Genomic DNA, 25,767 nt, shown 5'->3' with positions numbered 1-25,767 from the left:
ACAACTTATGTTTTTTATAACAACGTTGGCATAGAACCATCTTGCTGATCTTTTTCGCTTACCTGTGTAACCACTTGCCTTGGCTGATTTTTTATTGCACTTATGAGTGTCTCTAAGGCCTGTTTTTGTTCGCTGTGTTGCAAAGCGTTTTGTTGCGTATTATCTACGCTTTGCTGTGCAATAAGCTCAAGCACATCACGATTATTCGCAGCCTTTAACTCACTGAGCAACTGGCTTATTAAGTGTTGAGTTTGCTCGTTGCTGTTGGTGCTTTTTAGCGCTGTTAATATATCAGCTAATTTTTCACTGTGATCCAGTGTAGTCAATGCGCTAAGCAATTGCTCACTCAAGGCGTTTATTTGTACTTCACTACCAGCAAGTAATGCCTGCTGTAATGCTAAAATAGCACTGTTAGGGTTAGTATTGGTTATCGCTTGGGTAAGCTCTGCGAGCTCGGCTTTTGTATTTAATTGCTCGGTTTGGCTATTTAACGCTGCAATAAGCTGTTGCACACCATGTTGCATATTATTATTTTTAATAGAGTCCCTCAGCTGCTCACTTAATGCATCAATATGCGAAGCCGTATTGTTACTCGCTATGGTCTCTATCAAGGTTTGAAGCTGCTCTTTGTTATCTAAAGGGGCTAAATACTCTGCTAACTGTTGCCCCAGCATAGATAATGTTTGATTCGTGTTATTTGCAGCAATGCCTTTCGTTAACGCGGTAATTTCACTCTTATTGTTAATTGAAACAATACTTTCACCTAGCTGTGAGGCTAATGTATTTAACGTGTGATTAGTATTATTTTCAGTTGTTGCTTTAACTAACGCGTTTAGTTGTGCTTGGGTATTATTTTCAGCCGTGTTGTCTGCTAGCTGTTTGAGCACGTCTTTGTAAGGTGTTTGCCCAAAGCCGCTTTCAACAGCTTGCGCAAGTGCTTGTATTGCATGATTGCTGTCTGTCCCTTGCACATTGAGCCCAAGTGTTTGCAATAATTCGCTGTAATCGTGGCTGAGGTTAGTTTTGCTCAACTTACCGGCAATATTTTGCAATGATTCATGCAAATAACTCATTTGTTCAACAGCCATCATTACCGGGCTGCCCGCGCCATCGAGCTTATTGAGCCTTACAAAATCATCTTTGATCTGTGCAAAGCGCTGCTGCTGCTCATCACTGAGTGTACCGCGCAACTCTCCTAGTTTAAGTAAGTTTTCTTCTGAGCCTTTACTGAGAGTTTGCGCCTCGCCGCGATAGTGATCGCGTATTAGATTTTCAAGCTCTTCATCGTTCATGGCAGCGACGACCTTCTCTGCCATTTTGTTCATATTACGGTAGCTACCTTGCAGTTTAAAAGGCGGCTCAGTGCGGTAGTTATTGTCTTGTGCGGCTGAAGCGATGTACTGAGCGTTTACTTTTAGCACCGTGTTACGAATGGTCATTAAGCGGGTTAATACCGCTTTAATTTCGTTTGCCTCGGCTTGAGAATAACCATGTTCAAGCTCATTTAATGAGATATCTTCGCCCTCGCAAATACGCACAAGTTTGTATAAATCTTCCATATTACGATTAGCAAGCGGCGCAAGTACTGAGTTTGAGGTTAATGCATTTTCAATAAAGCTCATGGCAAACTCTTGCTCGCAGCCAGCTAAGGTATCACCTAAGTTATAAATATCAGCACGGTTGGCTAGCATGTCAGGTATTTTAAAGCTCTCGCCAGATTCCGTGTACGGGTTACCCGCCATAACCACGGCAAACTTTTTACCCCGTAAATCGTAGGTTTTACTTTTACCGTTCCACACACCATCAATACGGCGCGAGCCATCACACAATGAAATAAACTTTTGTAAAAACTCAGGGTTAGTGTGCTGTATATCATCCAAATAGAGCATCACGTTATTGCCCATTTCGAAGCTTTGGTTAATTTTAGCAATCTCTTTTTCAGCGGTTGCATTAATCGCTTGCGCCGGGTCAAGTGAGACTTGGTCGTGCCCTATTGATGGGCAGTTTACTTTTACAAAGGTCAGCCCTAGTCGATTTGCCACGTATTCAACGAGCGTTGTTTTACCGTAACCGGGTGGTGATATAAGCAATAACATGCCCATTAAATCACTGCGTTTATTTTTACCCGCAGAGCCAATTTGTTTAGCTAAGTTATCGCCAATAATTGGGAAGTACACTTTGTTAATAAGCTGGTTACGCACAAATGAACTTAAAGGCCGGGCTTTAAACTCATCGAGTTGTAGGCGCTCTTTTTGCTCTGCAAGTATGTCAGTACGCAGGCGGTGATATTGCTCAAATGCAGGCACTTGCTCGGTGATATAGTCCCGTGTACGAGCATAAAATTCAGCGTAATCAAGGTTAAGAACCTGCTCTTTTACCCGCTTATGTTGCCCCATGAGGTTTTCAACTTGCGTTGCAGGGGTTACATCTAGCACTTGGTAAGTTAACCCTGTGCTGGCACTTAAGTGCAAATAATTAGCGGCTTCCGCTTGCTCAACGGCGCTTATCTGTGGGTAATGTAAGCAATACGCGTTTAACCAGCTTAAATACAACAAAGCACGCTCATCGGTGCTGTTCACATTTTTACGCGCGCTCTCTAATTCACTACTAAAGCCTTTTACCTTTGCCTCATTTGTGAATTGTTCGGCAAGCTTTTTAGCCTGTTGCGACACCACAAAGCTAAGCTTATCTGGTGATTTTTGTTGCGCTAGTTGTTGTATCAAATATCCGGCTGTTAAATCACATGAAAAATCAGTGAAGCGTTGGCACAGTAACGCAACTTGCGGTAAGAAATGACTAACTTGCGTGCTTATTTGTTCGGTTAAATTGGTAATAAATTGTGTTGCTGCAAAGTGTTTATCCATCAATATGGCGTTATTTGCCTGATGATAAAAATTACTTAACTGCTCTGTGCTTAATTGCGCACTAAATAATTGCGCAATAATACGGCAACTGGCGGGATAGATAAGTAAGTCTAGAGTACTTTTTTGCGTCAGTAAGGTGCTTAAAATAGCGCATGCATCGTGATCATGTATGCCTTTTTCATAGCCTTCTTGATAACGCGGTTCAGCAAATTTCTGCACTACATTTAATAAGCTGCCATCCGCTTGCGCATCGTGCAGCTGGCTAAATGTAAGCGAGTGCTCGCTATTTTCACACACCAGCAATAGCTGCGCTGCAAGGTATTCACCGCGGTAAACCGTGTCATTTTCAGATACCAGAGCTTGTTGCCATAAATGTTTACTTTGCTCAAGTGTGGCAAGGCTTTGCTCATCTTCAATGGCTTCAAAATAATCAGTGCCTGTTAGGTGCAGCATTAATTGTTCATCGCGCGGCAACAGCGTTAAATCAAGCAGTTGCTTGTTCACACTAAATGCATGCTTACCAATGCTGACCGTGTTACCGCCATCGGTATAAATATCTTGTTTATCACGCAGTGAACGAATGCCCTGATCTTTGCTCGCTTTAAGCTTAGATTGAATATCATCTGCGCGTATTTCATCGCCTAATTCTTTAAGCTCGTCAGTTAATGCGCGTAACTTGCTGATCATCGGATCAGCGGCAAAGTAAGTATTGAGTTTATCAAGCTCTGTAAAGCTTTGAGCGCGGCGATTTACACCTTGTAAAATACGCTCAGCGGCATTGGCTAAATTAAGTGCGCGACGTTGGCGGGCATCAATCAGGCTTTGTTTGTGTGCTTCAAAGCTTTCGTAGACGTCATCACGTTTGGCAATAATTTCGCTGAGGTATTCATCAAACTCACTAAATTGAGACTCAAGCTCCTCCAGCTGGATAAGCAGGCGTGAAAGTTGGTCATCACAGGCTTCAGGGGTTTTTGCATTATTCAGCGCATTGGTAATGCTTTGCGAAAACAGTTTAAAACGCGCTGCAAATTCCGCTTTTGCCTCAACGCTGCCTAAGCTTTTTTGGCGTATTTCAATGCTGGCTTTTGCACGATTAACCAGTGCATAAACGGCGCTGATATCTTCTAATATTTGCGTACGAACGCGACTGTCATCAATGTCCAAATCAAGCATAGTGTGGTTAAGTAAATCAAGTTCTACACTTTGCTCATCCAGGGCTGCAATATAGGTTTTTAGCTCGCTGACACTTTCGCTTTTTGTGCTCAGTGCTTCAAGTTCGCCTAACTTATCATGGTAAGGTTGCAAGGCACTGTCTTGCTGTAAAAATGCCGCTGTAGCTTGGCTTACTTCGCTAAGCTTTTCATCAACGTGTTGTTGTAGCTCGTTAAGGGCATTGAGATCAATGTACTTAATATCTTCAAGGCTGATTATTTGCCCTTTTAATATTTTGAGTGCGTCAATTGCTTGCACAAATTCAGGCGCGGTTTTAAAGCTATCTGGGCGCACTTCACGGGTGACCTCCGTGTACTGCTTATTAATATCAACCAGCGATTGTTTAGCTTTATTTTGAATTTCAGTGACTTTTTCAAACTCGTCAAGCACTTGTTCGGCGGTTTCAAATATACTGTGCAGACTTGTTGCAATCTCTGCAAATTCGCTCTCGTTAAGCCAATGGTAGCGGTCAAAAATATTACGGCTTAACGCTATCATATCTTCATAGTGATTGAGGCTTGGGCTTTGCTCGCTAATGGCTTTACACACACTGTATAAATCAGAGATACCGCGCACTAAATCAGGATTGCCTATTTTGCCAAAAAAGCTGGTAAGTACTGGAGCATTGGCAGCAAATTCACTGGAGACAAACGGGCTTTGCCAAATTTGTATTGGGTGAACGCGCTCCGCTTCGTCTTTGTCTGCTTTAAAGGTCAGTGTTAAACCATCGTTGTAAATAGCGTAGCCGTGGCAGTAGATTGGGTTTTGCAGGTTTTTATCAATAATATTGTAGGCAAACAGCGCATAACGCCCATCACTTGGCTCGTAAAACACGTACAAAACATCTTCACCGTTAGGTGATTTAACATGACGGTGAAACTCTAAATCATCTATTTGCTCTTCAAATGAGCGGGCTTGGCCTGATTGTAAATAATAACCACCGGGAAAAATAATCCCGTGGTCTTCTGGTAAGGTTACACATGCACTGCCAATGGCGTCTTGGCGCATAACCTGTTGTGTGCGGGTGTTATAAATAAAATAACGCCATGTTTTTTCGCGGTATGGCAGTATTTTAAGGAGTATTAAATCACCCACCAGCGCATAATCAACATCACTGTCAGCAAGGGATTGATTTTTATCATCCACCGCTTCTTGGTAAATACCTTCGCCTGTGTCTGTGCTGTTTTCGATTTTAATGGTGAGTGTGCCACCGGTGGTTTCAACAAACAGTTGGTCGGCAATATTTATGTGGGCAAAACGCCCTTCAATGTGATCGTTGCGATCTGTTTTGAGCCATTCAAAATCGTAGTCATGAGCGTGTTGAATATCTCGCTCACCGCGGTTATCAATGTAATTAATGGTGTTATCTGGGTGAATTTCCCAGCGAAACACGCGTACATCCGATAACTTGTCACCAATTTGGAATAACGCAAACAGCTTACCATTTTGCTGGTATAGGTGCTGTAGGCTGGTTTGTTTGTAATAGGTATACAGCTCTTCAAAATCACGAATAAACCGGCTGTCGGTTAAAAATCGGGTGGTATCAGGATAAGGTTCTATTTCGTAATGATCATCTTGTTCAACCAGCTTTTGAACACTGAATACATCACTTATAGCGGTTTCTTTTTTTAAGCCTAACTGTACGTTATAAGCAAAAATAACTTTATCACCCACAATAACAATATCGCGGGGGGTGCAGTTTTGTTCAGTACGAACGCGTACGCGCCCTTTGACTTGTAACTCTGTGCTGCCAAACTCTTCAATACGTTGCTTATTTACTGTGTCTATTTGGGTTTTTAAATCAGTGCCAAAATTAGATAAGCGGCGCTTAATTAAATCGTAAGAGCCTTGCTCTAGCGCTTGTTGAGTTACGTCCGTCATGAAAACCTTTCCTGATATTTAATAAAAGCAAGCCGCAGCATTTGCTGTTGCGGCTATTAGCATTGGCAAAACTAGTCTTTGGGATCTAGTTTAATTTTATCATCTAAGCCGCTACCTAAATTGCCGCCTAACATGCTCAGTAATTGGCTTTTTTCAGCTGCCGTTGTATTACTTAACTGCTTAAGTAATTTACTCATGTTAAAGTTTTTTAGTGTTTCAGCTGAGCCATTTGCCCCTGCTAATACACCTTTTAGGTCTTCTATTAAATTACGGTCGCCGTTTAAGTGGTCTTTAAATACCGTTTGCACTGTTTGGCTTTCATCAACTAAACCATCAATTGATTTACCTAAACTAATTGCACTCATAAACTGGTTAAAGAACTGGCCGTCTCCGCCCATGATATTAATATCAGCGTCACCCAGTGCTTTTGCCATAATATGAGACTGATGCTCTGCAATGTCTTTACTTGCCGAAATCTTAGCAAGCACTAACTCTTTTTGTTGGTTTAGTTGCAGGGTAAAGCTTTCGTAATCACGGGCATCTTGATCCATTGCATTGAGTGCTTGCAGCTTCTCTTCAAGGCCTTTAGCCTCTGCGAGCATCTTACGCTCAAGGTTAATTGCTTCAACTTCGCCTTGTTTCTCGTTTGCATCAGCCATCGCGGTTTGTACTTGGGCTTGAGTTAAGCCTATTTCGCGGTCACCTTGTGCTTGCGCTTCAAGTTTTTGTTGCAGTACGCGCGCATCTGTTTCGCCTTGTATTGCATTTGCTTCTGCCTTCGCTTTTATTACGTCCGCTTCTGCAAGGCCTTTAGCGGCTGTTTCAACTTGCTGTGCCTGGGCTAAAATCTTCTTAGACTCAGCCTGTTGGTTTGCGATTCTCAGCTCAGCATTAGCCATTGTTTCAAGCTCACGGGCTTTGTATTCTGCCGCTTGCTCTTGTGCTTTTGCCGCTTCAATGTCTTTTACCAGCGCTTCTTCAGCCTCTGCCTTGGCACGAATAATTACCGCTTCTTTTTCACGCTCTGCGCCAGCCAATACTTGTACATCTTTAATGCGTTCTTCTTCTTCGGCCACTGATTTTTCAACAATTACACGGTCGCGCACCACATCAGCAATTTCTTTACGCTCAACCTCTAGGGCCTTTTCTTTATTGATGCGTAAAATTTCGGTTTCTCTTTCACGCTCGATCACTTCAATTTCACGCGAGCGCGATACCTTTTCTTCTTCAATTCCGAGCACGCGCAAACGGTTTTGCTCTGCTATATCAAGCTCACGTTGTTTGTTTTGTTCGGCGATACCAATTGCTTCATCAGCTTGTAAGCGTGCTTGCTCTGATTTAAGGCGCTCCTCTTGGCGGACTTTTTCAGCTTCTGCAAATTCACGGGCTTTTACAGTCTCAATTTCGCGCACTTGGCGTGACATAGCATCTTGCTTTTGGCGTTCAATCTCGAGTGTTTTCTCGGTTGCCTCTTGGTTTTGAATCTCAATTTTAGCGCGCTCATCACACTTTAATTGGTTGGTCGATACATTTTGCAAAGCCGTCATTTCTGTAATGCGACGAATACCTTCTGCATCTAAAATATTTTGTGAATCTAATTTATCTATTGAGGTTTGTTCAAGATAATCAATCGCGACATCTTCAAGGGTATAACCTGATAAATCTTGACCTATCACTTCTTTAATGTTGTCACGAAACTCGTTACGATGAGTAAATAGCTCAACGAAGTCCATCCGTTTACCAACGGTTTTAAGGGCTTCAGAGAATTTTGCTTCAAAGAGTTCTTGTAGCGTGTCGTGCTCTGATGCACGTGCGCACCCTACATGTTTTGCAACACGCAAAATATCTTCTTTGTTTTCATTAACACGTATATAAAAAGTAATCGCTATATCGGCACGGATATTGTCTTTACAAATTAAGCCACCTTTGTCTTTTCGCTCAAGAACCATGCGCTTAGTCGAAATATCCATTACTTCCATTTTATGGATCACCGGATAAACAATACCGCCCGTTGTAGTGACATCAGGCTCGTTTTTCATTTTGTTGATGATTAAAGCTTGGCCTTGCTCAACCTTGCGGTAAAACTTACCAACGATAAGCAAGATAGCAAAAATGATCGCTATTGCTATACCTACAAACGTGAGTATAGGGATGAGGTTATCTAAAAATTCCATGTTATGTCCTAACTTGATTGTCGATTTTTATATGCTACAGGTACAATTACGTAAGCCATTTACCATGGTTTACGGGTTATGGTGTAACAGTGTTGTTCTTTGAGGTGTTCAAGTAACACGGCTGTGTCACCTGATGAAAACGGTTCATTGTCGTTACTTCGCACTTGAATGAGTTGCTCAGTACCTTGAAACTGCACGCGAGCCTGACCAAAAGTGCTGGTCACTTTCCCTGTAACGATAATGCATTCTAACCCAAGTAAGTCAGTGCTTTTTGAGGTCTCTGCGCTGGTAAAAAAGCGCTGTAAAGGTTTAGTTGCAATAGCAGCAAGAGGAAGCGCTACAAGTAAGCTCGCTAACAGCATTAGCATGCCAAACAGATAAAATAAAATGCCATCACCTAATAGGTGAGCAAATAATTTATGTGTATAAATACTGATTAACCAGCTGGTCATCACAATGAGGCTAAGTGAAACTGTAATTGGCACCCCACCAAATCCCAGGTTAAACCATGATGACACGCTTGAAGTTTGTGCCGCATCGGCATCAATATCGAGATCTGATTCAAACATATCTATATCAGCAAAACCTACAAGGGTTATCAGCCAAAACAGAATGACAACTAACAGTAGTGTCGTAAAAACAGCTGTGGGGAAAGAAAATGCTAAATTCAAAAAATCCATAGTAACTGCTACCCAGCTTTATATTTATTATCCTTATAGAAACTTTTTACCATTTTAAGGCACGATTGTTAAGAAATTTATAACAAAAACAATTTATTTTGCTGTTGTTCGCTTTAGCAGTTATGCCTAAGTTGAATTTCAACAATTAACTTTTTATTAAGCGAAATACACTAAATTTAATTTATACTCTTACTCTAGCGGGTTGTTTTTTATCTTGTCGATTGTTTTACAAATTAGGCAAATGAACATTTAACGGGTTTTGTTTTTAGAATTAATAAATTCGAGGGAATGATGAACAAACATTTAATTATTTATGTATTAACGCTTGCGCTAAGTGCATGCGGTGGAAGTGGCTCAACAAAAACACCAGAAGACTCAAGCAAAGTGGCGAGCTCGCCTGACCAACCTGCCAAATCAGCGGATAATTTAGCAATTCCCAACAACCAAGAGTCAGATCCATATAACATTTTAATATTAGGTAACAGCCATGTCGCAGGCATTGAGGTTTTACTGACTAACATATTTACTCATGCCAAAGCCGATAAAACTATTAATATTGAAACTCGTGGAGGCATGTTTCTCGACACTATTATCAACAACGATAGCATTGTTGAAGCATTACAAAATAACCAATGGACACATGTTATTTTACAAGGGCAAAAATACTCTCAAAGTCATTCAGTTTTATACCCTATAGATGCGACTGTTACTTGGATTCAACGTGCTAAAGCGATAGGAGCCACGCCAATTATTTTTCCAGAACACCCGCTGAAAAATAGGCCTGAAGATGCCGTTTACGTACACGGTATACACACAAATATTGCACAGAAACAATACAGTTGTGTTGCACCTATTGGATTAACATGGAATAAAGCGTTAATGCTGTCCCCCGGGTTAGACCTTCATAGCTCAGATGGAAACCATGCGAAACAGTTAGGTAAACTCCTCACTTCGCTTGTTTTATATGAAACAATAACAGGCGAAACTGCTGACTTATTAACGTTTGTCGATACGCTACCAGGTGATGCCTCTGTTCAAGCCTTATTTGGCCAAGTCAGTTCGCAAACGATAATTGAAAATCCACCTTGTGACTTTTGAAATAAGATAGTATCCATGCTTTTATCACAACGCCATGGATACTATCATGGGTCAAACCGTTAATTTTAAACGCCTTTATGTAAGCAAAATTAACGTGTTACATATTACCCAGTTTGATCATCATTGCAGTATACATTTTAAGGTTTAACTTAAGCTGCTCAACGGTAATAAACTCATGCTCTGAATGCCCTGTGTATTTTTTGCCAGGCATGGATGGACCAAACGATACCGCATTTTCAAATAACTTAGCGTTCGTGCCGCCACCAATTGATACAAAACCTGCGTCCTCGTCTCCGGTGAAATGCTTAAATATATCAAGCAATGCTTGAGCATGCGGCGCGCTATCAAGCAACATTGGTGTACCTATCACAATATCAATGTTCTTTAATTGCACTTGATTACTCGCTTGCCAGTTTGCCAGAGCTGTATCTATTTGCTGTTGCAATTTCGCTTCATCTTTACCAACAGGACGGCGCATATTTACAGATAACGTAATATCATTACCATCGCGTTTTAATAGTGTTGGTGAGACCGTCATCGGGCCCATAAAGTCATGGCTATACGCTATTTCGCCAAAGTTATTACCATGTAAATCAAGGCCAATAAGCTGGTTGATAAACTCTATGGCTTGACCGTCGCTGTTGTTCTCAAGCTCGATACCTTTAAATACCTCTGCTAAGTGAGCAATGGCATTAAACCCCGCCTCTGGCTCAGATGAATGCGCTGACGTGCCTTTTACTGATACTTTGATGCCTTGATTAACCTCAGTAACCGCCACTTTAACATCCTTAAGTGTGGCAATATTAGTATTAAGCGTTTCAATATCCGCATCGGTTGCGTTATGTAGCACAGCGCTGGCATCCTCTGGAATTTGGCTAACAAATGCGCCACCTTCTAGCTCACTTACATACACACCTGTTTGTGGTGATGTGCCTGTAAAAGTTGGCGCAACTAGACTCCAGCCTTTTTCTGCTACAACAACGGGGTACGACGCATCAATGGTGACTGCGTATTTAGGTTGCTCATACGTTTTCATAAGCTCTTTAAGCGGTGCCCAATCAGATTCTTCGGCTAAATAGACCATTAACTCTATGCGGTTCTCAAGCGTTATACCTTGATCTTTAATAGCTTTCATCGCATAAAGTGCAGTCGCTATAGCGCCTTTATCGTCTTCAGTTCCGCGAGCGATTAATTTACCTGGCTCTGAGGTACTGTCTATTTTAAATGGGCTTTGCTGCCATTTGCTCGCATCTGCTGGTTGTACATCGCCGTGAGTTACAATCGTCACTTTTTGCGACTGTTCCCCCATACCAATCAACACTGTGTGCCCTAAATCTTGATAGTCAAAACCAAGTGCTGCTGCTTTCATTTTTAATAACGCTTTAAAACCAATGAAATCAGGATTTGTAAGTGTTGAAATCCCTTCTTTATTAACCGTTGGATAAGAAACTAAATTAGCCAACGTGTGAATTTGCGTGTTCTGGTAAGTGTCTACCGCGTATTTTGCAGCATCTTGACTAATTTGGTCGATATTCGCATGACTACTTGCGGCCACGATTGCGAGGCCCGCTAAAACTAACTTTTTCAAAGCAAATTCCTATTAAACGAAAGGGAAAAAAGACTCTCTAATTGTAACGCTGTAAAGACACGTTACGCCAGCTTTGTACAAAGTATCTTGTTGTAATTAAATGTTGGATATTTAAATAGCTAAACATAGCTTATACGCTGTATACTACGCCACCAATTTTAAGCATATGTGTATAGGGCTTGGCATGAACCGTAGAAAGAAAATCGTCACTAAATTTCAAAAGAAAGATAAACGCGCTAACGCGAAATTACATAAAAGTAATAAGCCTGCCTATGTGTCAAAAGCAGATCGTGAAAAGTTAGCGCTTGAAGCTGAACAACAGTCTGAAAGTTAAATTATTGTTATAAACAGTATGTTAAACACTTAACAAATCGCCTTATTTTGAGTATCTTAGTTAGAAATAACAAAAATAAGGTACGAGTAAATGAAACGGATTTTACTATTCTGTGGGATGTTATTGCTAACTGCATGTGCATCTAAAATAGACAATATAAAAGCAGATAAAGACACACTCAGCAAAGTCGATGAAGGCTACTTACTTATTGGTATTGAAACCAATAGAGACTTAAAAGCAATTTATGTCGACGGGCCTAAGTCATTCATACTAACCGCACAAGATATTCGCAGCGGTAGCAACTACATTTTAGCCAATCTCCCGCTTGGGGAATATACGATTTCTCGCATCAATTTAAATAACTATTCCTACCTTGACCTTGATGATGAAAAAGAACAATGGCAATTTACCCTTGCCGCCAACAAAATCAATTATGTGGGCCACTTAAATATCACGACCCGTGGTTTTTGGTATACCGCTTCACAGATTGTCTTAGAAAATAAAAGCTCACAAGCCATTGAGTTTGTTGAAAGCAATTATCCCATAATATTAGCTGGGCGGTCGTTAAACTATGGCGGGCCAGGCGAAGACTTATTTTTCCCTTTTATCGAGCAAACACTAGCAAAGCAGGAGGTTAAGTAATGAAAAAAATACTCATTTTACTTTTCATTATTTGCCCTCTCCATGCTGAAATATTTTCCAGTGAAAATTTAATGTACTCGCCTAATAAAAGCCAAGTTTCCTTATCGCCCAATGGGCGCTGGATCAGCTTTATTGAGTTACAAACAGATAAAACGACCAACCTGAACATTATCGATACACACACGTTGAAAGTGCATAGCATGTTACAACTAGACGAAAAGTCTCGATTTTATAATTACGAATGGCTTGATAACAATCATGTATTGCTGAGAATTAATAACCATAAGAAAAAAGACTTCAACCTTATCGCTAACATCACTGAAGGCGAAGGTGACACTAAGCCACCCCTTATTCAAAAAAAAGTAGAAGCAAAAGGTTATTTAGTTAGCCGACTTATAAATGACACGAAACACATTCTATTTGCTAAAGAAACCAAGGGGAAAACATCACTCTATAAAGTACCCATTGAAAGCCTTTATAGTAATGACTTTGCAACATACTCCCCAGTAGAAGCAGGTTTAAAAGGGGCTGACACTTACTTTTACGATGATCACAAACAACAACTGTTTACTGTAAAACTGAATTTAGAAACCGAAAGCTTAGCGTTTTTTTATAAAACACTAGGTACCGAAAAGTGGCTTCCTTTCTTTACAATTACTGATGCTGACTACCAATTTTTACCAATCGGGTTTATCAATCAACACTCCGTTGCGGTGATCACGAATAAAAACTCAGATAAAAGCCAAGTAAGCATATTTGATATACGCACCCAAACTATCACGGGCATACTCTATGCCCACCCCAAATACGATATCCAATCAGCTGAACTCAATAGTAATGGTAAACTGGTTTCAGCATCGTATATACAGCATGGCAAATATACCACCCACTACTTTGAAGATGAATATTCAAACTTACATAACAGTATTGCAAATGCACTGGAAGGTGAGCAGTTTTTTTGGGTGAGTAGCTCATTAGATGGCACCCTAAACCTACTGTTTAATCATTCTGCAACTGAGCCTGGCAAGTATTATTTGTATAATGCCCAAAACAATAAACTCGAACTGCTGTTTTCAATCTCTAAGATGGAAAATGTTCAATACGCTAAAACGACATTTTTTAACTTCGAAGCCAATGACGGCACCTCGCTTGAAGGGTACTTAACGACACCGAATCACGATGATAAAAAAGTCTTGTTAGTCATGCCCCATGGTGGACCAATCGGTGTGCGAGAAAGTGATGAATTTAACCCTGAGGTGCAATACTTAGCATCCCGTGGTTTTTCAATTTTACAGGTTAACTTTCGTGGTTCAGCAGGCTTTGGTAAAGACTTCTTAGAAAGCGGTGTCGGTCAATTTGGCAACCTTATAGAACAAGATATCTCAGCGGCTGTTGCACATGTCCGTAGCCAAAATGACTATGAACATACCTGTTCTATAGGTTCGAGTTATGGTGGCTACTCTGCCGTTATGCTTGCTATTAAGCACCCTGATATTTATGAGTGCGTAATAGCCAGTTTTGGTATTTATGATCTACCCCTTCTTTACAATGCAAGTAATTACGCGCTCACAGAAGACTACCGTGAATTTGTTACCCGTACTGTGGGTGAATACAGCCAAGACCTGCAAAATATTTCTCCGGTATACCAAGCTAAGTCATTAAAAGCGCCTATCCTCATCATCGCGGGTAAACAAGATGACACTTCTGGCTTTGAACAAAGCAACCGCTTTTACTATGTCTTAGATAAATTAGGTCATGATGTTGAAAAAGCCTTTTTTAAATACTCAGGCCACGGCCATAACAACTGGTACTATGATCAAGTAGAAATCGCGCTTGTTTCTGATTTTTTACAGCGAAAACTCAAGCTCAAAAAAGTCGTACAAAGCAACACTGAGTCAGAAAGAGAAGCCTTAAAGCACGATCACATTTTGCTTGCTGATACCTTTAACAGTAGTCGTGTAGATACATCATTAAAAGATAAAAGCTTTAACTATTATAAACTTGCTGCCGATTTTAACCATGACCGCGCAACATTTAACGTGGGGAGTTATTATCATCGAGGTCAAAATACAGTAATCGACATAAATAAAGCCATTGACTATTACACCCGCTCTGCAAATTTAGGCTATATCAATGCACAAGAACGTTTAGGGTTTATCTATGGCGTTAGCCAACTTGTTACGCCTGATTATGCAAAAGCTGCCAAACACTTTAAAGCGGTGTTTGATGAAGAACAAAGTGTTATTAATGCGTTTAAATTAGCCATGATTCATTGTATTGCTAACGATAAAACCAAAGACATTAATGAATGTTTTTCTTTATTAAACACTTACGGCGATAAAGTTGACACTAATACACGTGAAGGTATACGTGAGCTACTCGCAATTATGATGCTTGAGGGGGAATATTCTGATACTGAGCTACTCACACTGCAAACAACCTTAAAAACGGTGTTTGGCCTCGATTTCGATACAACTGAAATTAACATTGAAAGGTCTGGTTTATTCCAACTCGTTTTATCAGATAAATACAATGGCCGCTCTGAAGTTGAACAGTTATCAAAACTCGATAACTTTGCTTATAAACTGGATAGTAAACAACGCTTTGGTGTTGAGTTTACGCTTGATAGAAAGGGACTCGATTCAAGAAAAGATGGGTTAGTGGTCTTCACTAAATGGCACTTCACCCCTGATGACCCAAACCAGAACGAGTACGTTTATTACCAAACACTTTGGGGTAATCCATTTTCAGAATGGTCAACGGTGCGCACATTGGATGAAACATCCGTACCGGGAAAATGGCAGTTAACTATTATGGGATCAAACCAAGCCATATTGCATGAAAAAACGTTTACTGTATCTGCAGTCAATTAACTTTATTAATGCTTAGCACTCACTAAAGCGCGTTTTAAAGCTCATATATAAAAGGCACGATAAATGATTATCGTGCCTTTTGTTTAGAACACGTAACTCATCCTAATATTCACAGACAAATATGAATCACAAAAGGCGAGAAAATAAGCCCTGTGTTCGGTGATGAAATGCACAAACAAGCAATTCCTAAAGCTCAATTTGCTGCCAGTTTCCGTCATTAAGAGTATAAATAAAAGGCGAAATAGCATAAGCAAGCTCAGGGAATTGGCTGTAAGTAATTCCAGCGACAGCCCTTACTGCTCGACTGTCATTTTTACTAGCGATAAGTAAAATATTGCGACTTGGCATACCAATAACAACTTCACCAGGTATTTCCTGTTTAAGTAAATCTTTAAAATATGGTGTAAGAATAGCTGTTGCTTCATAGTTTTCATCCGCAACTAACATGTACAACTGACCATTGTTCTCTATATCTAATTTTTCTATTTTGATATTAATATCATTTAAGTAACTATCTAAATTAGCAATGGCTTTGTCTCTTATATTACTACTAGATAAAGCAAGATTTTGAAGGTCTTGCTGAGTAAGAAAACGCAAACTATCCGGTGAATCTATCGCATAAAAAATTAATAGCTCCCCCGTTAACTTCTCAAAATAAGGTAAGTGTACGTTACTAGCTCCTGCCGCAATTAACTGACCTTTCACATTTTCTAGGTAACTTTTTGATTTTATAACTGGCCGCAATTGACTAATACTGATGGCATCTGCTTCACCTAAATTTTGATATTCAATTTGACTGGCAATTATGTCTTTTAGCACTTCATCAATAGTTGCTTGCCCAGAAGAATAACGGGTATAGCTATTAGCAAGATTAGTTTTTACATGTAAGCCATTTTTAAACTCAATCTCAATTGCTAATTCTTCTACCTTATCAAACGCTGCTTGTTCGAGTGATAATTTCGCACGTTCAATATACATCCGTGAAAATTCTTGTTTTGTTATGTCATTAGCGAATGCGGATACGCTAAACATACTCAATAACAAAAACAAAAGAGGGGAAAACTTCATAGCCTAGTTCCTTTAACTATTTATTTTTTGATATGTGCTAATAGTAAGTTTTAACAGTAACTTCCACAATAAAAACATGTAACAAAACATCAAGATAAAGCCTCTCAAATAAACTGCTTAAAAAAACCCACCACCCAAACTGTAAATAAAAAGTTAAAACAAAGTTGCCACAGCGCAAATCCTGTGCAATATTGAGTATTCAGCAATTATGCTGAAACACGTCAATAATCACTAAGGAGGCGTTTATGAATAACTTATTTATCGCTGCCCCTAGTGCTCCTCAAGAATGCTCTGTTAACTATCACCTAAGTGAATGGTTCGACGAGTAAACCTTAAATTTTATAAATAAAACACTCAGCCTCGTTGTCCGTAGGCTTTGCTGAAACTTCTGTTGCCGATAAAAATGTTGGTGATAGCTCTATAAGATTTAGGTAATTATAATGAAAAATAAATTCTCAATTCTGACAGGAACACTAGCTGCATGCCTGCTTTTCTCAGGTACAAGTCATGCATGTTTAACCAGCGAAAACGAATCAAATAATACAGAAAGTAATGCCAACTCAGGCCTTTGTAGTAATACTACATTGGCTGGGTCATTGAGGCGAAACGATACTGACTGGTTTTCATTTCAAGTAACAGAACCCGGCAATATTGATATCTCTGTTGCGCATAACAACAATGATGACTTTGACTGGCACTTATACCAATCAAGTGGTGGTGCAATTGCACAAGGCACTACTGGCTCACAGCCTGAGTCAGGCAGTTACTACGCATCAAGCACAGGTACTTATTTTATTAAATTAACACGTTACTCTGGCACTGGCTGGTACGATTTAGACGTAAGCTTTCCTGATGGAGGCTCATCTAACCCTGGAGGCAATGATTGTGGCTATGGAAATAAACCAAATAAACCCAGTTCGCTCACCTCGTATATAACTGGTTCAGACGGTGATAGCTGCAACTCATTAACAACAAGTAATGGCGCGGTGCTATTAATGGGTGGCGGCAGCGATGTTGACCAAGCATTTAGCAACCGCGTTGCAAATCACACAGGAAGTGGCGCTGACGTTGTAGTACTTAGAACATCAGGCAGTGATGGTTATAATGATTACCTGCTGGGGCTAATGAGTGCTGACTCTGTAGAAACCCTTATTGTTGATACCACAACGAAAGCCAATAGTGACTATGTTGATTGGGCTATTCGCAGTGCCGAGTTTGTCTGGGTTGCTGGTGGTGATCAGTCTGATTATTTAAATCAATGGCAAGGCACCAAGGTGCAAGCAGCTGTTCAACATGTATTTGATAGAGGCGGTGTTATTGGAGGGACTTCAGCGGGCATGGCTTTGATGGCAAACAGCATTTATGACCCTGATGGAGTTGCCGGCGCCGTATCTGATGAAGTTGTTACTGATTTTTGCCACGAAACACTTAACTTTAGTAACCGCTTTGTTGATGTGCCATTTTTAGATAACAGCTTAACTGATACTCACTTTCAAGAGCGTGACAGAATGGGCCGGGCAATTGTGTCGCTTGGCCACCATAGTAGTCAGCATTTTTCAATTGCAGCGAGTGAAGCAACATCACTGTTTATTAATACAAATGGCGATGCCGTTGTTGATGGAAGCGCTGAGATCTATATATTTAAAGAAACAACACGAACAAACCGAGCAACACTGCAATGTGGCAGCGCCGTAAATTATCAAAATGTAAGTCGTGTGAAGCTACTGCCTGGCGATAGCTATAATGTAAATACTCATAGCTATAACGGTACACAACTCGATGTGAGCGTTAATGGTAATAACAGTAACTATTACTCACCAATTAACCCTTATTAATCTCCCAAATTAGGAGCCCTCGGGCTCCTAATATATACCCAAGCTACCTCAAGATGCAGAATTCAGCGTTTCACAGGGGCTTAATATCAAAGCGTTACTTTGCAACAATGGCCATCCCTTTTAAGAAGGAACAACACTGAGAGTAAGTCCCTGTGAAATGCCCAACGGGTTGGTTTAAACGCGATTTATACTGCGTTATTGATTTTAACAATAGAATCACTATTACTTGCAATCAATGCCTGGCCTAGATCGCTTTTAATTCCAACTGAAACTTGCACCTTGAGGTGGCTTGGGTATACAACACATTTAAAACGCGTAACTCATTCCAATATTCACAGAGCGGCCCTGCCCTGCTAACTGATTAAAACCTTTGCTCATGTCGCCTTTAAATTCTGCAATACTCACTCCGCCTAGTGGCTGTTGATAGTACTCATCAAGTAAGTTAGTAATCGCAAACTTAGCCGTTAAGTTATCCCACGTTGCCTTTGTTTCTATGTTAAGCAAATGGTAACTATCGGTTTGGTTTTCTAATCGGCGTGGATCTATGCGAGTTTTACTGTCGACCCATTGCCACGTGAGTGAGTTTTGCCATTTACCTATGGTTTGCGCTAACGCAAATTTACTGTGTAATGGCATAATTTGATAAAGTGGCTCATTGGATTTATCTCTCTCACCCCGTGTGGCTGTAATAGCGCCTGTTAAGTCCCATGTGCCTGCATGCTTAGTGTCGCTTATGCGCATAGCGCCTTCAAGCTTCGCGCCATAGAGCGTGGCATCGATGTTGGTAAATTGCAGTTTATTGCGCTCAGTGGACGCCATTTTCATACGCTGTGTCGTGCCTTCAACGGTTACATCAATATAATCATTTACTTGGGTATACCATGCATTTGCACTAACTTGCCACGTGTCGTCATGCGCTGATTTAGTATAACGCGCACTGATAGTATGTACAGTTTCTGCGTCAAGATCTGGGTTGCCAATATAACCATTGCCATCACCAAACCAGCCTATCATGCTTGCGGCCATGGTACTTACACCCCAGCTATAACGCTCATATAAATTAGGCGCCCGATTTTTACGCGCAAGACCCAGTTGTAATTCATCATTATCACTGTACTGATAGCGCAATAATAAGCTAGCATCAACAAGTGTGTCACTGCGCGCTCTGTCCATGGCATTAAAGGTTTTCGCGGCCTCTTGGTTAGGATCTGCCATGTTCATGCCATGCATTCCCCCCATATCTGACATATCGCTCATGCCTGACATGGTATCCATGTCGTCGTTCATACTCATTTTAGTGTATGGCTGAACCTCACCTGCGTTTGTTTTTACGTATTCAATACGTGTTCCTGCTGACACCCACCACTTTTTATTAAGTTGATGTTGCAGCTCTACGAATCCAGTGAAGCGGTCACGCTCGCCATCATTAATATTTACATACTCGTTTGGCCCCATCATCATAGAGCCTTCAACCGCAGGCCACCAATCATCAATACGGTACCCATAATATTCTTGACCCAGTAACAATGTGCTGTCGGCATTAAGGTCCAAGCGCCAATTAAGTTGGTAACTCATATCTTGCGCATCGGTATTCATTGGCATCATGCCGGTTTTTTCATCGGTGAAAAAACCCATCTCATGCTGCACATCGTTAAAATTCACCTGTGCTTGAAAATCCCCACTATCAATGGTGCGTTTATATTGGGCAATAACGCCGTAACTGGTGTTATCGGTCATATCCATATATTGATTGGGGAAACCTTGAAACGGTATTTTTTGATGTGTTAGTTTTACAACAATCTGTTGTTTTTTATCACGTAGTGCGGCTGTGAGTGCATGGTTTTGCACTCTATAAAGCGTATCTAGTACCAAATCGCCGTTACCATCTTCATAGCTTTTGGCATCTTCAAAAGCACCTTGATAGTTTAAACTAAAGGTATTACTGGCTAATCGCGCGCCAAGTCCAACCGCTTTCGCGTTGTTACTACTGCGATATTGTGCTGAAGCATACCCTGAATGCCAGTGAATTTCTTCGCTATCACTATATTGGGGAGCAATAGAGTTAACCTGAATAACACCAGCAATATTATCACCACCCGCACTTACGGGTGATACACCTGCGACCACTTGGTAAGACGTGATCTGATTAGCCGAAATATAAGATAATGGCGGGTTCATTTGATTACCACACGCAGCAGTTAAATCTGCACCGTCCACTAACACTTTGACTCTATCTCCCATCATTCCATTTAAAATGGGTAAGTTAGACACACCACCAGCAGCTGAAAAATCGACACCTAAGTCATTTAAAAGCTGATCCGCATTGCCTAAGTTGGCGTGTGAATTTAAGTGTTGGCCCTGCACTTCAATGTGCTCAATTGAATCATCAGCAAAAGCAGAAGGAGTTAGTAAACTTGCGATACACAATGCTAAAGGAGTAAACACGAAGTGAGAGTTAGAAAGTGATAATTTGCTGCTCATTTTATTCTTTAATTACAACAGGTTTAAGATGTTCAAATTATATAGCGTGTTTATTAATGTGAACACGCGACAAATTGTCGCACCCTTTTTGTAATTAGGGCGCATGCTACCGAGGGCAGCATGCAAATGAGTATATCTACTTAGCAGTAAGCTCTTTATTCAATAGTGCAATAAATTGATTAATGCGCTCAGCATTTTTACCTAAATCGCTTTTTCCTACGCGTGACTTACTGCGAATATCTAATGCACTTGAGTCACCATGAGCAACGACTCTGATCACCACATCATCTTTAAAGCCAAACCACGTTGTTGTATCCGTGGCTTCAATCACACCTTGCTCAACGTCAGCATTAACAAGCTCCCAGCCTAAACTTTTTACAGTATCGATAGAAACACGAATCACATGCTTGGTGTTTTCTTTATAATTAAGCGTGGCAAGCTCAGGGTAGGCTTTTAACTGTTGTGCTGCTGTTTCTGCACCTGCATATTCAACAGGGTTTGGTGCATCAGCGCGTAACGGTGCAATAGCAATAAATTCCGGCGGCGTTATTACATCGGTAGAAATATCATGTATTGGTGGTACACTTTTCGCTTTATTCATAATGCTTAGAGGCATAGCAATTGCCACTGCCGCAAACACACAGCTTACACCAAACACAGCCCAATTTGTTTGCTTACGAAAAAAGCCTGCTTGAATCACAAGTAGCACAGCCCCTGCCATTGCAGCAAACACACCATAGCGGATCCCGGTAAATGCAGTCCCTAACTCAATTAACTGCCATTTATACAAAGGCCCAGGCAACACCACTAATAAAGTGGCTAACAGACACACCACGCTACTTAACTTCTTCATCTAACTGCTCCGTACTATTCGATAAATATACACAATCACAACAATACCTTAATTATGCTAGTTAGGATCAACTAAGTGTCGTTTATTCTTCATCTTGAAAGATGTCTTCAATTGTTAAATTAAATAAACGAGCGGCTTTGAATGCCAACGGCAAGCTAGGATCAAACTTACCTTTCTCTATTGCATTAATCGTTTGGCGCGACACATCTAATAATTCAGCGAGTTTCGCTTGAGTGAAGTTATGCTCTGCTCGCAACACTTTCAAGCGGTTTTTCATTCTTCATCTCCATCATTTAATTGCTTATTCATCACAAGTACACTGATCAAATAAGTCAGCCCCATAAACAATACTAAATGTGAAATATCTTCCTTAAATTGCAGCAACCCACTCGATTGCACCACAGAATAAGCCAAACCAAAAACTAAGCTTGCGCCTAACGTAATCGCCATGGCATTTAAGTGTAACCGCTGTTGCAGCTCGTCCATTCCTTTAATTTGGCGCTTATTTGCCATGATCATCATTATTCCTACAACCACATTAATAGCAATCGCGACCACGCTAAAAAGCGCATCTTCTTGCCATAAAATGTGTGGGCCAAATGAAGCAATCGCGAGTGTAATTACCCACGCCGACGTCCATTTAGCAAGGTTAAGGTTATTTTTTTTATTGCGCTGTTCAAATGTAAGTGCTGACTTTTTCATGTTTTCACCTTAGAAGTAAAGTTTACTTGACTTAATAATAGAGACCCCAAACAAAAAGTCAAGTTTGCTTTACTTAAAGATTATAAAACATGACTTTTTACTATTTTTTTTAGTTGCAATATCAGCCGTTCACTTGCTGTTAATCTCATAGTATTGTATTAATCAAAAGACTCGGCGCATGATAGAATTATCAACGCTAACAGTGTTTATAATAAAAATGAGTGATACATGAGTTCCCCTATTTTTTTTGTTGGTGACTGGCAAGTTACCCCAGCTACAAATAGCCTTCGTTTAGGCGAAAAGGTCAAGCAACTAGAGCCCAAAGCGATGGACGTTCTATTGTTGCTCTGTGAAAAACAAGGTGAGTTACTTAGTAGTGATGAAATTATTAGCCACTGTTGGCAAAACGTAGACGTAGGCGATAACCCGCTGCATAAAATTATCACCCAATTACGTAAAGCCTTTGATGATAAAGCAAGCAGCCCTCAGTTTATTGAAACCATTCGTAAACGAGGTTATCGCATTATAGCTCCTATTCGCTTTGTGCTTGATGACGAACAAAAAGCAAGTAACATCCCTTGGCAAGGTGACTCGCCCTTTGTTGGTTTAAGTGCTTTTTCGCCTGAGCAAGCCACTGTATTTTTTGGTCGTACTAAACAAATCGCCACATTACTACAGCGTACGTCTGCGCAAATAAGTTATGGCCGTGCATTTTGTTTATTGCTTGGTTCAAGTGGCTCTGGCAAGTCATCATTAGTCAACGCTGGTGTTTTACCAGCATTAATGAATAGCGCAGGCTACGATGGTTTTAGGGTTGAATCTTACTGTCAGCTCGATTTTGCCGATATTAATAAAGGCCGACTTCTGCTCGATTTAGCTTCGACTTTGCTAGATTTAGAGGTTAACGATGCCCCTGTGCTCGCTGATATTAGTGCAGATGCACTGTGTGAATTATTAATAACGTCACCAGAGCAAGTTATTGAGCAATGTAAACACGCATTAAAACAAAAAACAAACCACTTAAAACCGTACTTATTTTTGTTTATTGACCGCCTTGAAGTCTTACTCTCATCAGCGTTATTTAGCGAGCAAGAGCGCAGTCAGTTTCTTAGCCTTATAGAATTGTTTGCTAGCAGCGATTGCATGGTTATATTTAGTGCCTGTCGTAATGACTTCTATCCACATATTGTCAGCCAACCCAGCTTAATGGCGGGCAAAGCCAACGGTGCTCATTTTGATTTACTTGCACCAACGCGCGCTGAACTCAAACAGATGATACGCCTTCCCGCTTTAGCTGCTGGCCTTAAATGGCAGCTTGATCCTGAGCACCAAACACCACTGGATGAAATACTCTGTAACGACACCGCCAATAACCCCGATGCCCTGCCAATGTTGCAATACACCTTGCAGCAATTATATTTACAACGCAGTGAAAATGATGAGTTATTGGTTTCACACTACCAAGCATTAGGCGGTATTGAAGGCGCTATTGGTCAAAAAGCCGAACAAGTATTTACGCAATTACCCAAACCACAACAAGCTGAGCTGGGTTTAATACTATCAAGATTAATTACCTTAAACGCAGATGGTGAAACCCTCACCAGCCGCGCAGCACGTTGGGATGAGCTAAGCAACCCAGCGCAAAACCAATTAGTACAGGCGATGGTCGATAGCCGCTTATTTGTATCACACCTTAAAAATGAGCAAGCCTGCTTTAGCTTAGCCCACGAAGCATTACTGCGTCATTGGCAGCGCGCCATTGATTGGATAAGTGAACACCAAGAAAGCCTTGCGATAAAAAGCCGATTGCAACACGCTGCTGAGCGCTGGCTAAACGAGCAAAAACACCCTGACTTTTTATTAGCTCAAGGTAAACCACTGCAAGAAGCGCATAGTATTGCTAACAGTCCACTATTTAAAATATCAAACTCTGAAGCCGCACTGCTTAAAGCCTCAAACAAAAAAACAAAACGTAATAAACGCTTACTACAATTAACCACTGGGGTGTTTTTTGTTATCAGTGTCATTGCCATTACAATGAGTGTGCGCAGCTACCACGCTGAGCAAGTAGCCCAGCAAAAACGCTTAGAAGCAGAGAGTTTACTCGGCTTTATGGTGGGTGAATTTGCTGACAAACTACGTAGCGTAAAACGTATGGACTTACTCGATGGTATAAGTAATAAAGCGCTGGAATATTTTACTAACCAACAGCATAACGACTCGTTATTTAATTTCACCGATAACCAAGCTGACTTTAACAACCGCTTTCAATATGCACAAACCCTTGAGGCCATGGGAGAAGTGGCCTATTCCCGCGGCAAAACAGACGAAGCCTTTACCGCCTTTGAAAACGCCCGCACTCGTCTTGAGGCATTATTAAAAACCCAACCAAACAACATAGAGCTACTCACGCTTGCAGGGGCTAATGCCTTTTGGTTGGGTCAACTTAATTATGATAACAGTGACTACGCCGCCACTGAGCCATTATTTAAAAAATACCATGCTTATAGTGAAACCATGTACTCGTTAGCACCGAATGACTTTAACTCCATTATGGAGCTGTCGTACTCACATAATTCACTGGGGTCATTGTATTTAAAGCAATTTAACTATACTGCCGCGAAGCAACGGTTTACAAAGTCACTCGCTCTTAAAAACAAAGCCCTTGAACTAAAGCCAAACAATAAAAACTTATTGCGCGATAAAGCCGACACCATCAGCTGGCTTGCAAAAACAGAAGAGAGATTGGGTAACTTTAATGCAGCAGTAGATATGCTGGAAAATGCAGTTAGCGTGTTCAAAAAAATGGCTAATCACTACCCCAATGACGCAAGCCTTTTTTATATGTCAGCAAATATACACATGCAACAAAGTTATCTTTTAAGTTATTTATCTAACAAGCAACCAGCATATAAAAAAGCGCAGCAAGCCACAAACGCAATTAATAACGCACGATTACAAGATCCAAAAAATAAAGAGTTTCAACTCGCTTATTATGAATTTTTAGCCCACCAATTAATACTTTCAACAGAAAAAAATGTTGAAAGACACGTACTTGAAATCAATAAGTTCCAAAAAAATCAGAACTTTAGTAAAGAGCCAACAATCAACACACAATTAAGTCTCATACAACACTTTATTGATAGGCAGTTACCACTCAAAGCTCAAGAACTATTAATAGCTCTTGAAAATGATAAAGACTATCAACAGTATATAGACAATAAAGCGAAGAGTGGTGATAATTTAAAGTTTACTAATTTAACTCTATATAAAGCTAAATTAGCTGAAAATACCGTTCAGCAAGAGCAATTTTGCTTAAATGCGCTTAGAGCTATTACTCAAACAGTAAAAATTAACCAAAGCATTCATGTAACGCATCCACTAGTGCAGGCGTACACCTGCTTAAACCGAGCAAACGAAATACCAGCAATAAAAGCAAATCTAGTTAAATTAGGCATTACTAATTTTAAGCTATAAGCATA

At 40.5% G+C, this 25,767-nt stretch carries 15 protein-coding genes; 6 read left to right on the top strand and 9 right to left on the bottom strand.

Annotation, left to right across the window (positions count from 1 at the left end; all coding sequences use genetic code 11):
• Positions 1 to 14 precede the first annotated feature (14 nt).
• From C7Y70_RS16790 to C7Y70_RS16780, 3 genes are all read right to left on the bottom strand, one after another.
• Positions 15 to 5,957: a DNA repair ATPase gene (locus C7Y70_RS16790; RefSeq protein ID WP_245321582.1), complete on the bottom strand. Its 5,943-nt coding sequence runs from the start codon at positions 5,955 to 5,957 to the stop codon at positions 15 to 17.
• 71 nt (positions 5,958 to 6,028) lie between these two features.
• Positions 6,029 to 8,131, bottom strand: a complete 2,103-nt coding sequence (locus tag C7Y70_RS16785; RefSeq protein WP_099296924.1) for an SPFH domain-containing protein — start codon at positions 8,129 to 8,131, stop codon at positions 6,029 to 6,031.
• Between the two features lie 59 nt (positions 8,132 to 8,190).
• A complete protein-coding gene (locus C7Y70_RS16780) occupies positions 8,191 to 8,811 on the bottom strand; it encodes an OB-fold-containig protein (protein ID WP_099296925.1) in 621 nt (206 codons plus the stop codon).
• Positions 8,812 to 9,102: 291 nt separating this feature from the next.
• Here C7Y70_RS16780 and C7Y70_RS16775 point away from each other — a divergent pair, with 291 nt between their 5' ends.
• Positions 9,103 to 9,909, top strand: coding sequence for a hypothetical protein (locus tag C7Y70_RS16775; RefSeq protein ID WP_167850841.1), 807 nt, complete (start codon positions 9,103 to 9,105; stop codon positions 9,907 to 9,909).
• Positions 9,910 to 10,006: 97 nt separating this feature from the next.
• On the opposite strand, the gene C7Y70_RS16770 is transcribed toward C7Y70_RS16775, so the two are convergent.
• Positions 10,007 to 11,497: a dipeptidase gene (locus tag C7Y70_RS16770; RefSeq protein WP_135475997.1), complete on the bottom strand. Its 1,491-nt coding sequence runs from the start codon at positions 11,495 to 11,497 to the stop codon at positions 10,007 to 10,009.
• A 184-nt stretch (positions 11,498 to 11,681) separates the two neighbouring features.
• Between C7Y70_RS16770 and C7Y70_RS16765 the strand changes: the two genes are divergently transcribed.
• The 3 genes from C7Y70_RS16765 to C7Y70_RS16755 all read left to right on the top strand — a co-directional run bounded on the left by C7Y70_RS16765 (position 11,682) and on the right by C7Y70_RS16755 (position 15,346).
• Complete coding sequence (locus C7Y70_RS16765) at positions 11,682 to 11,831, top strand: DUF2986 domain-containing protein (protein ID WP_135475995.1); 150 nt, start codon at positions 11,682 to 11,684, stop codon at positions 11,829 to 11,831.
• 90 nt (positions 11,832 to 11,921) lie between these two features.
• On the top strand, positions 11,922 to 12,473 hold the full coding sequence (locus C7Y70_RS16760; protein WP_135475994.1) for a hypothetical protein: 552 nt from the start codon (positions 11,922 to 11,924) through the stop codon (positions 12,471 to 12,473).
• A complete protein-coding gene (locus C7Y70_RS16755; RefSeq protein ID WP_135475992.1) occupies positions 12,473 to 15,346 on the top strand; it encodes a prolyl oligopeptidase family serine peptidase in 2,874 nt (957 codons plus the stop codon). The genes C7Y70_RS16760 and C7Y70_RS16755 overlap by 1 nt, the downstream gene beginning before the upstream one ends.
• A gap of 186 nt (positions 15,347 to 15,532) precedes the next feature.
• Here C7Y70_RS16755 and C7Y70_RS16750 read toward each other — a convergent pair whose 3' ends face one another.
• Positions 15,533 to 16,324 (bottom strand): DUF1444 family protein, encoded by a 792-nt coding sequence (locus tag C7Y70_RS16750; protein ID WP_167850840.1) that lies wholly within the window; start codon positions 16,322 to 16,324, stop codon positions 15,533 to 15,535.
• Positions 16,325 to 16,854: 530 nt separating this feature from the next.
• Between C7Y70_RS16750 and C7Y70_RS16745 the strand changes: the two genes are divergently transcribed.
• Positions 16,855 to 18,249 carry a pre-peptidase C-terminal domain-containing protein gene (locus C7Y70_RS16745; RefSeq protein ID WP_135475989.1) on the top strand — a complete coding sequence of 465 codons (1,395 nt, stop codon included), beginning with the start codon at positions 16,855 to 16,857 and terminating at the stop codon, positions 18,247 to 18,249.
• Between the two features lie 306 nt (positions 18,250 to 18,555).
• Here the strand turns inward: C7Y70_RS16745 and C7Y70_RS16740 are convergent, their stop codons facing one another.
• The 4 genes from C7Y70_RS16740 to C7Y70_RS16725 all read right to left on the bottom strand — a co-directional run bounded on the left by C7Y70_RS16740 (position 18,556) and on the right by C7Y70_RS16725 (position 22,285).
• Positions 18,556 to 20,730 carry a TonB-dependent receptor gene (locus C7Y70_RS16740; protein WP_135475987.1) on the bottom strand — a complete coding sequence of 725 codons (2,175 nt, stop codon included), beginning with the start codon at positions 20,728 to 20,730 and terminating at the stop codon, positions 18,556 to 18,558.
• Between the two features lie 136 nt (positions 20,731 to 20,866).
• Positions 20,867 to 21,583: a DUF1499 domain-containing protein gene (locus tag C7Y70_RS16735; RefSeq protein ID WP_135475985.1), complete on the bottom strand. Its 717-nt coding sequence runs from the start codon at positions 21,581 to 21,583 to the stop codon at positions 20,867 to 20,869.
• Between the two features lie 82 nt (positions 21,584 to 21,665).
• On the bottom strand, positions 21,666 to 21,860 hold the full coding sequence (locus C7Y70_RS16730; RefSeq protein ID WP_099296932.1) for a helix-turn-helix transcriptional regulator: 195 nt from the start codon (positions 21,858 to 21,860) through the stop codon (positions 21,666 to 21,668).
• On the bottom strand, positions 21,857 to 22,285 hold the full coding sequence (locus C7Y70_RS16725; protein ID WP_058560003.1) for a hypothetical protein: 429 nt from the start codon (positions 22,283 to 22,285) through the stop codon (positions 21,857 to 21,859). Before C7Y70_RS16725 ends, C7Y70_RS16730 begins: the two co-directional genes overlap by 4 nt.
• A 228-nt stretch (positions 22,286 to 22,513) precedes the next feature.
• On the opposite strand from C7Y70_RS16725, the gene C7Y70_RS16720 reads away from it, so the two are divergent.
• Positions 22,514 to 25,762, top strand: a complete 3,249-nt coding sequence (locus C7Y70_RS16720; protein ID WP_135475983.1) for a winged helix-turn-helix domain-containing protein — start codon at positions 22,514 to 22,516, stop codon at positions 25,760 to 25,762.
• The last annotated feature ends 5 nt before the right edge of the window (positions 25,763 to 25,767 follow it).

The sequence above is a fragment of the Pseudoalteromonas sp. KS88 genome (assembly GCF_004766475.1).
Classification (GTDB): Bacteria; Pseudomonadota; Gammaproteobacteria; order Enterobacterales; family Alteromonadaceae; genus Pseudoalteromonas.
The sequence above is the reverse complement of the archived record's forward strand: the minus strand, read 5'-3'. Positions and strand labels throughout refer to the sequence as shown.

Excerpts from the sequence above, each read along its gene's own strand:
- C7Y70_RS16790 (WP_245321582.1), bottom strand. The coding sequence starts at position 5,957 with ATGACGGACGTAACTCAACAAGCGCTAGAGCAAGGCTCTTACGATTTA.
- C7Y70_RS16785 (WP_099296924.1), bottom strand. The coding sequence starts at position 8,131 with ATGGAATTTTTAGATAACCTCATCCCTATACTCACGTTTGTAGGTATA.
- C7Y70_RS16780 (WP_099296925.1), bottom strand. The coding sequence starts at position 8,811 with ATGGATTTTTTGAATTTAGCATTTTCTTTCCCCACAGCTGTTTTTACG.
- C7Y70_RS16775 (WP_167850841.1), top strand. The coding sequence starts at position 9,103 with ATGAACAAACATTTAATTATTTATGTATTAACGCTTGCGCTAAGTGCA.
- C7Y70_RS16765 (WP_135475995.1), top strand. The coding sequence starts at position 11,682 with ATGAACCGTAGAAAGAAAATCGTCACTAAATTTCAAAAGAAAGATAAA.
- C7Y70_RS16760 (WP_135475994.1), top strand. The coding sequence starts at position 11,922 with ATGAAACGGATTTTACTATTCTGTGGGATGTTATTGCTAACTGCATGT.
- C7Y70_RS16755 (WP_135475992.1), top strand. The coding sequence starts at position 12,473 with ATGAAAAAAATACTCATTTTACTTTTCATTATTTGCCCTCTCCATGCT.
- C7Y70_RS16750 (WP_167850840.1), bottom strand. The coding sequence starts at position 16,324 with ATGTATATTGAACGTGCGAAATTATCACTCGAACAAGCAGCGTTTGAT.
- C7Y70_RS16745 (WP_135475989.1), top strand. The coding sequence starts at position 16,855 with ATGAAAAATAAATTCTCAATTCTGACAGGAACACTAGCTGCATGCCTG.
- C7Y70_RS16740 (WP_135475987.1), bottom strand. The coding sequence starts at position 20,730 with ATGAGCAGCAAATTATCACTTTCTAACTCTCACTTCGTGTTTACTCCT.
- C7Y70_RS16735 (WP_135475985.1), bottom strand. The coding sequence starts at position 21,583 with ATGAAGAAGTTAAGTAGCGTGGTGTGTCTGTTAGCCACTTTATTAGTG.
- C7Y70_RS16730 (WP_099296932.1), bottom strand. The coding sequence starts at position 21,860 with ATGAAAAACCGCTTGAAAGTGTTGCGAGCAGAGCATAACTTCACTCAA.
- C7Y70_RS16725 (WP_058560003.1), bottom strand. The coding sequence starts at position 22,285 with ATGAAAAAGTCAGCACTTACATTTGAACAGCGCAATAAAAAAAATAAC.
- C7Y70_RS16720 (WP_135475983.1), top strand. The coding sequence starts at position 22,514 with ATGAGTTCCCCTATTTTTTTTGTTGGTGACTGGCAAGTTACCCCAGCT.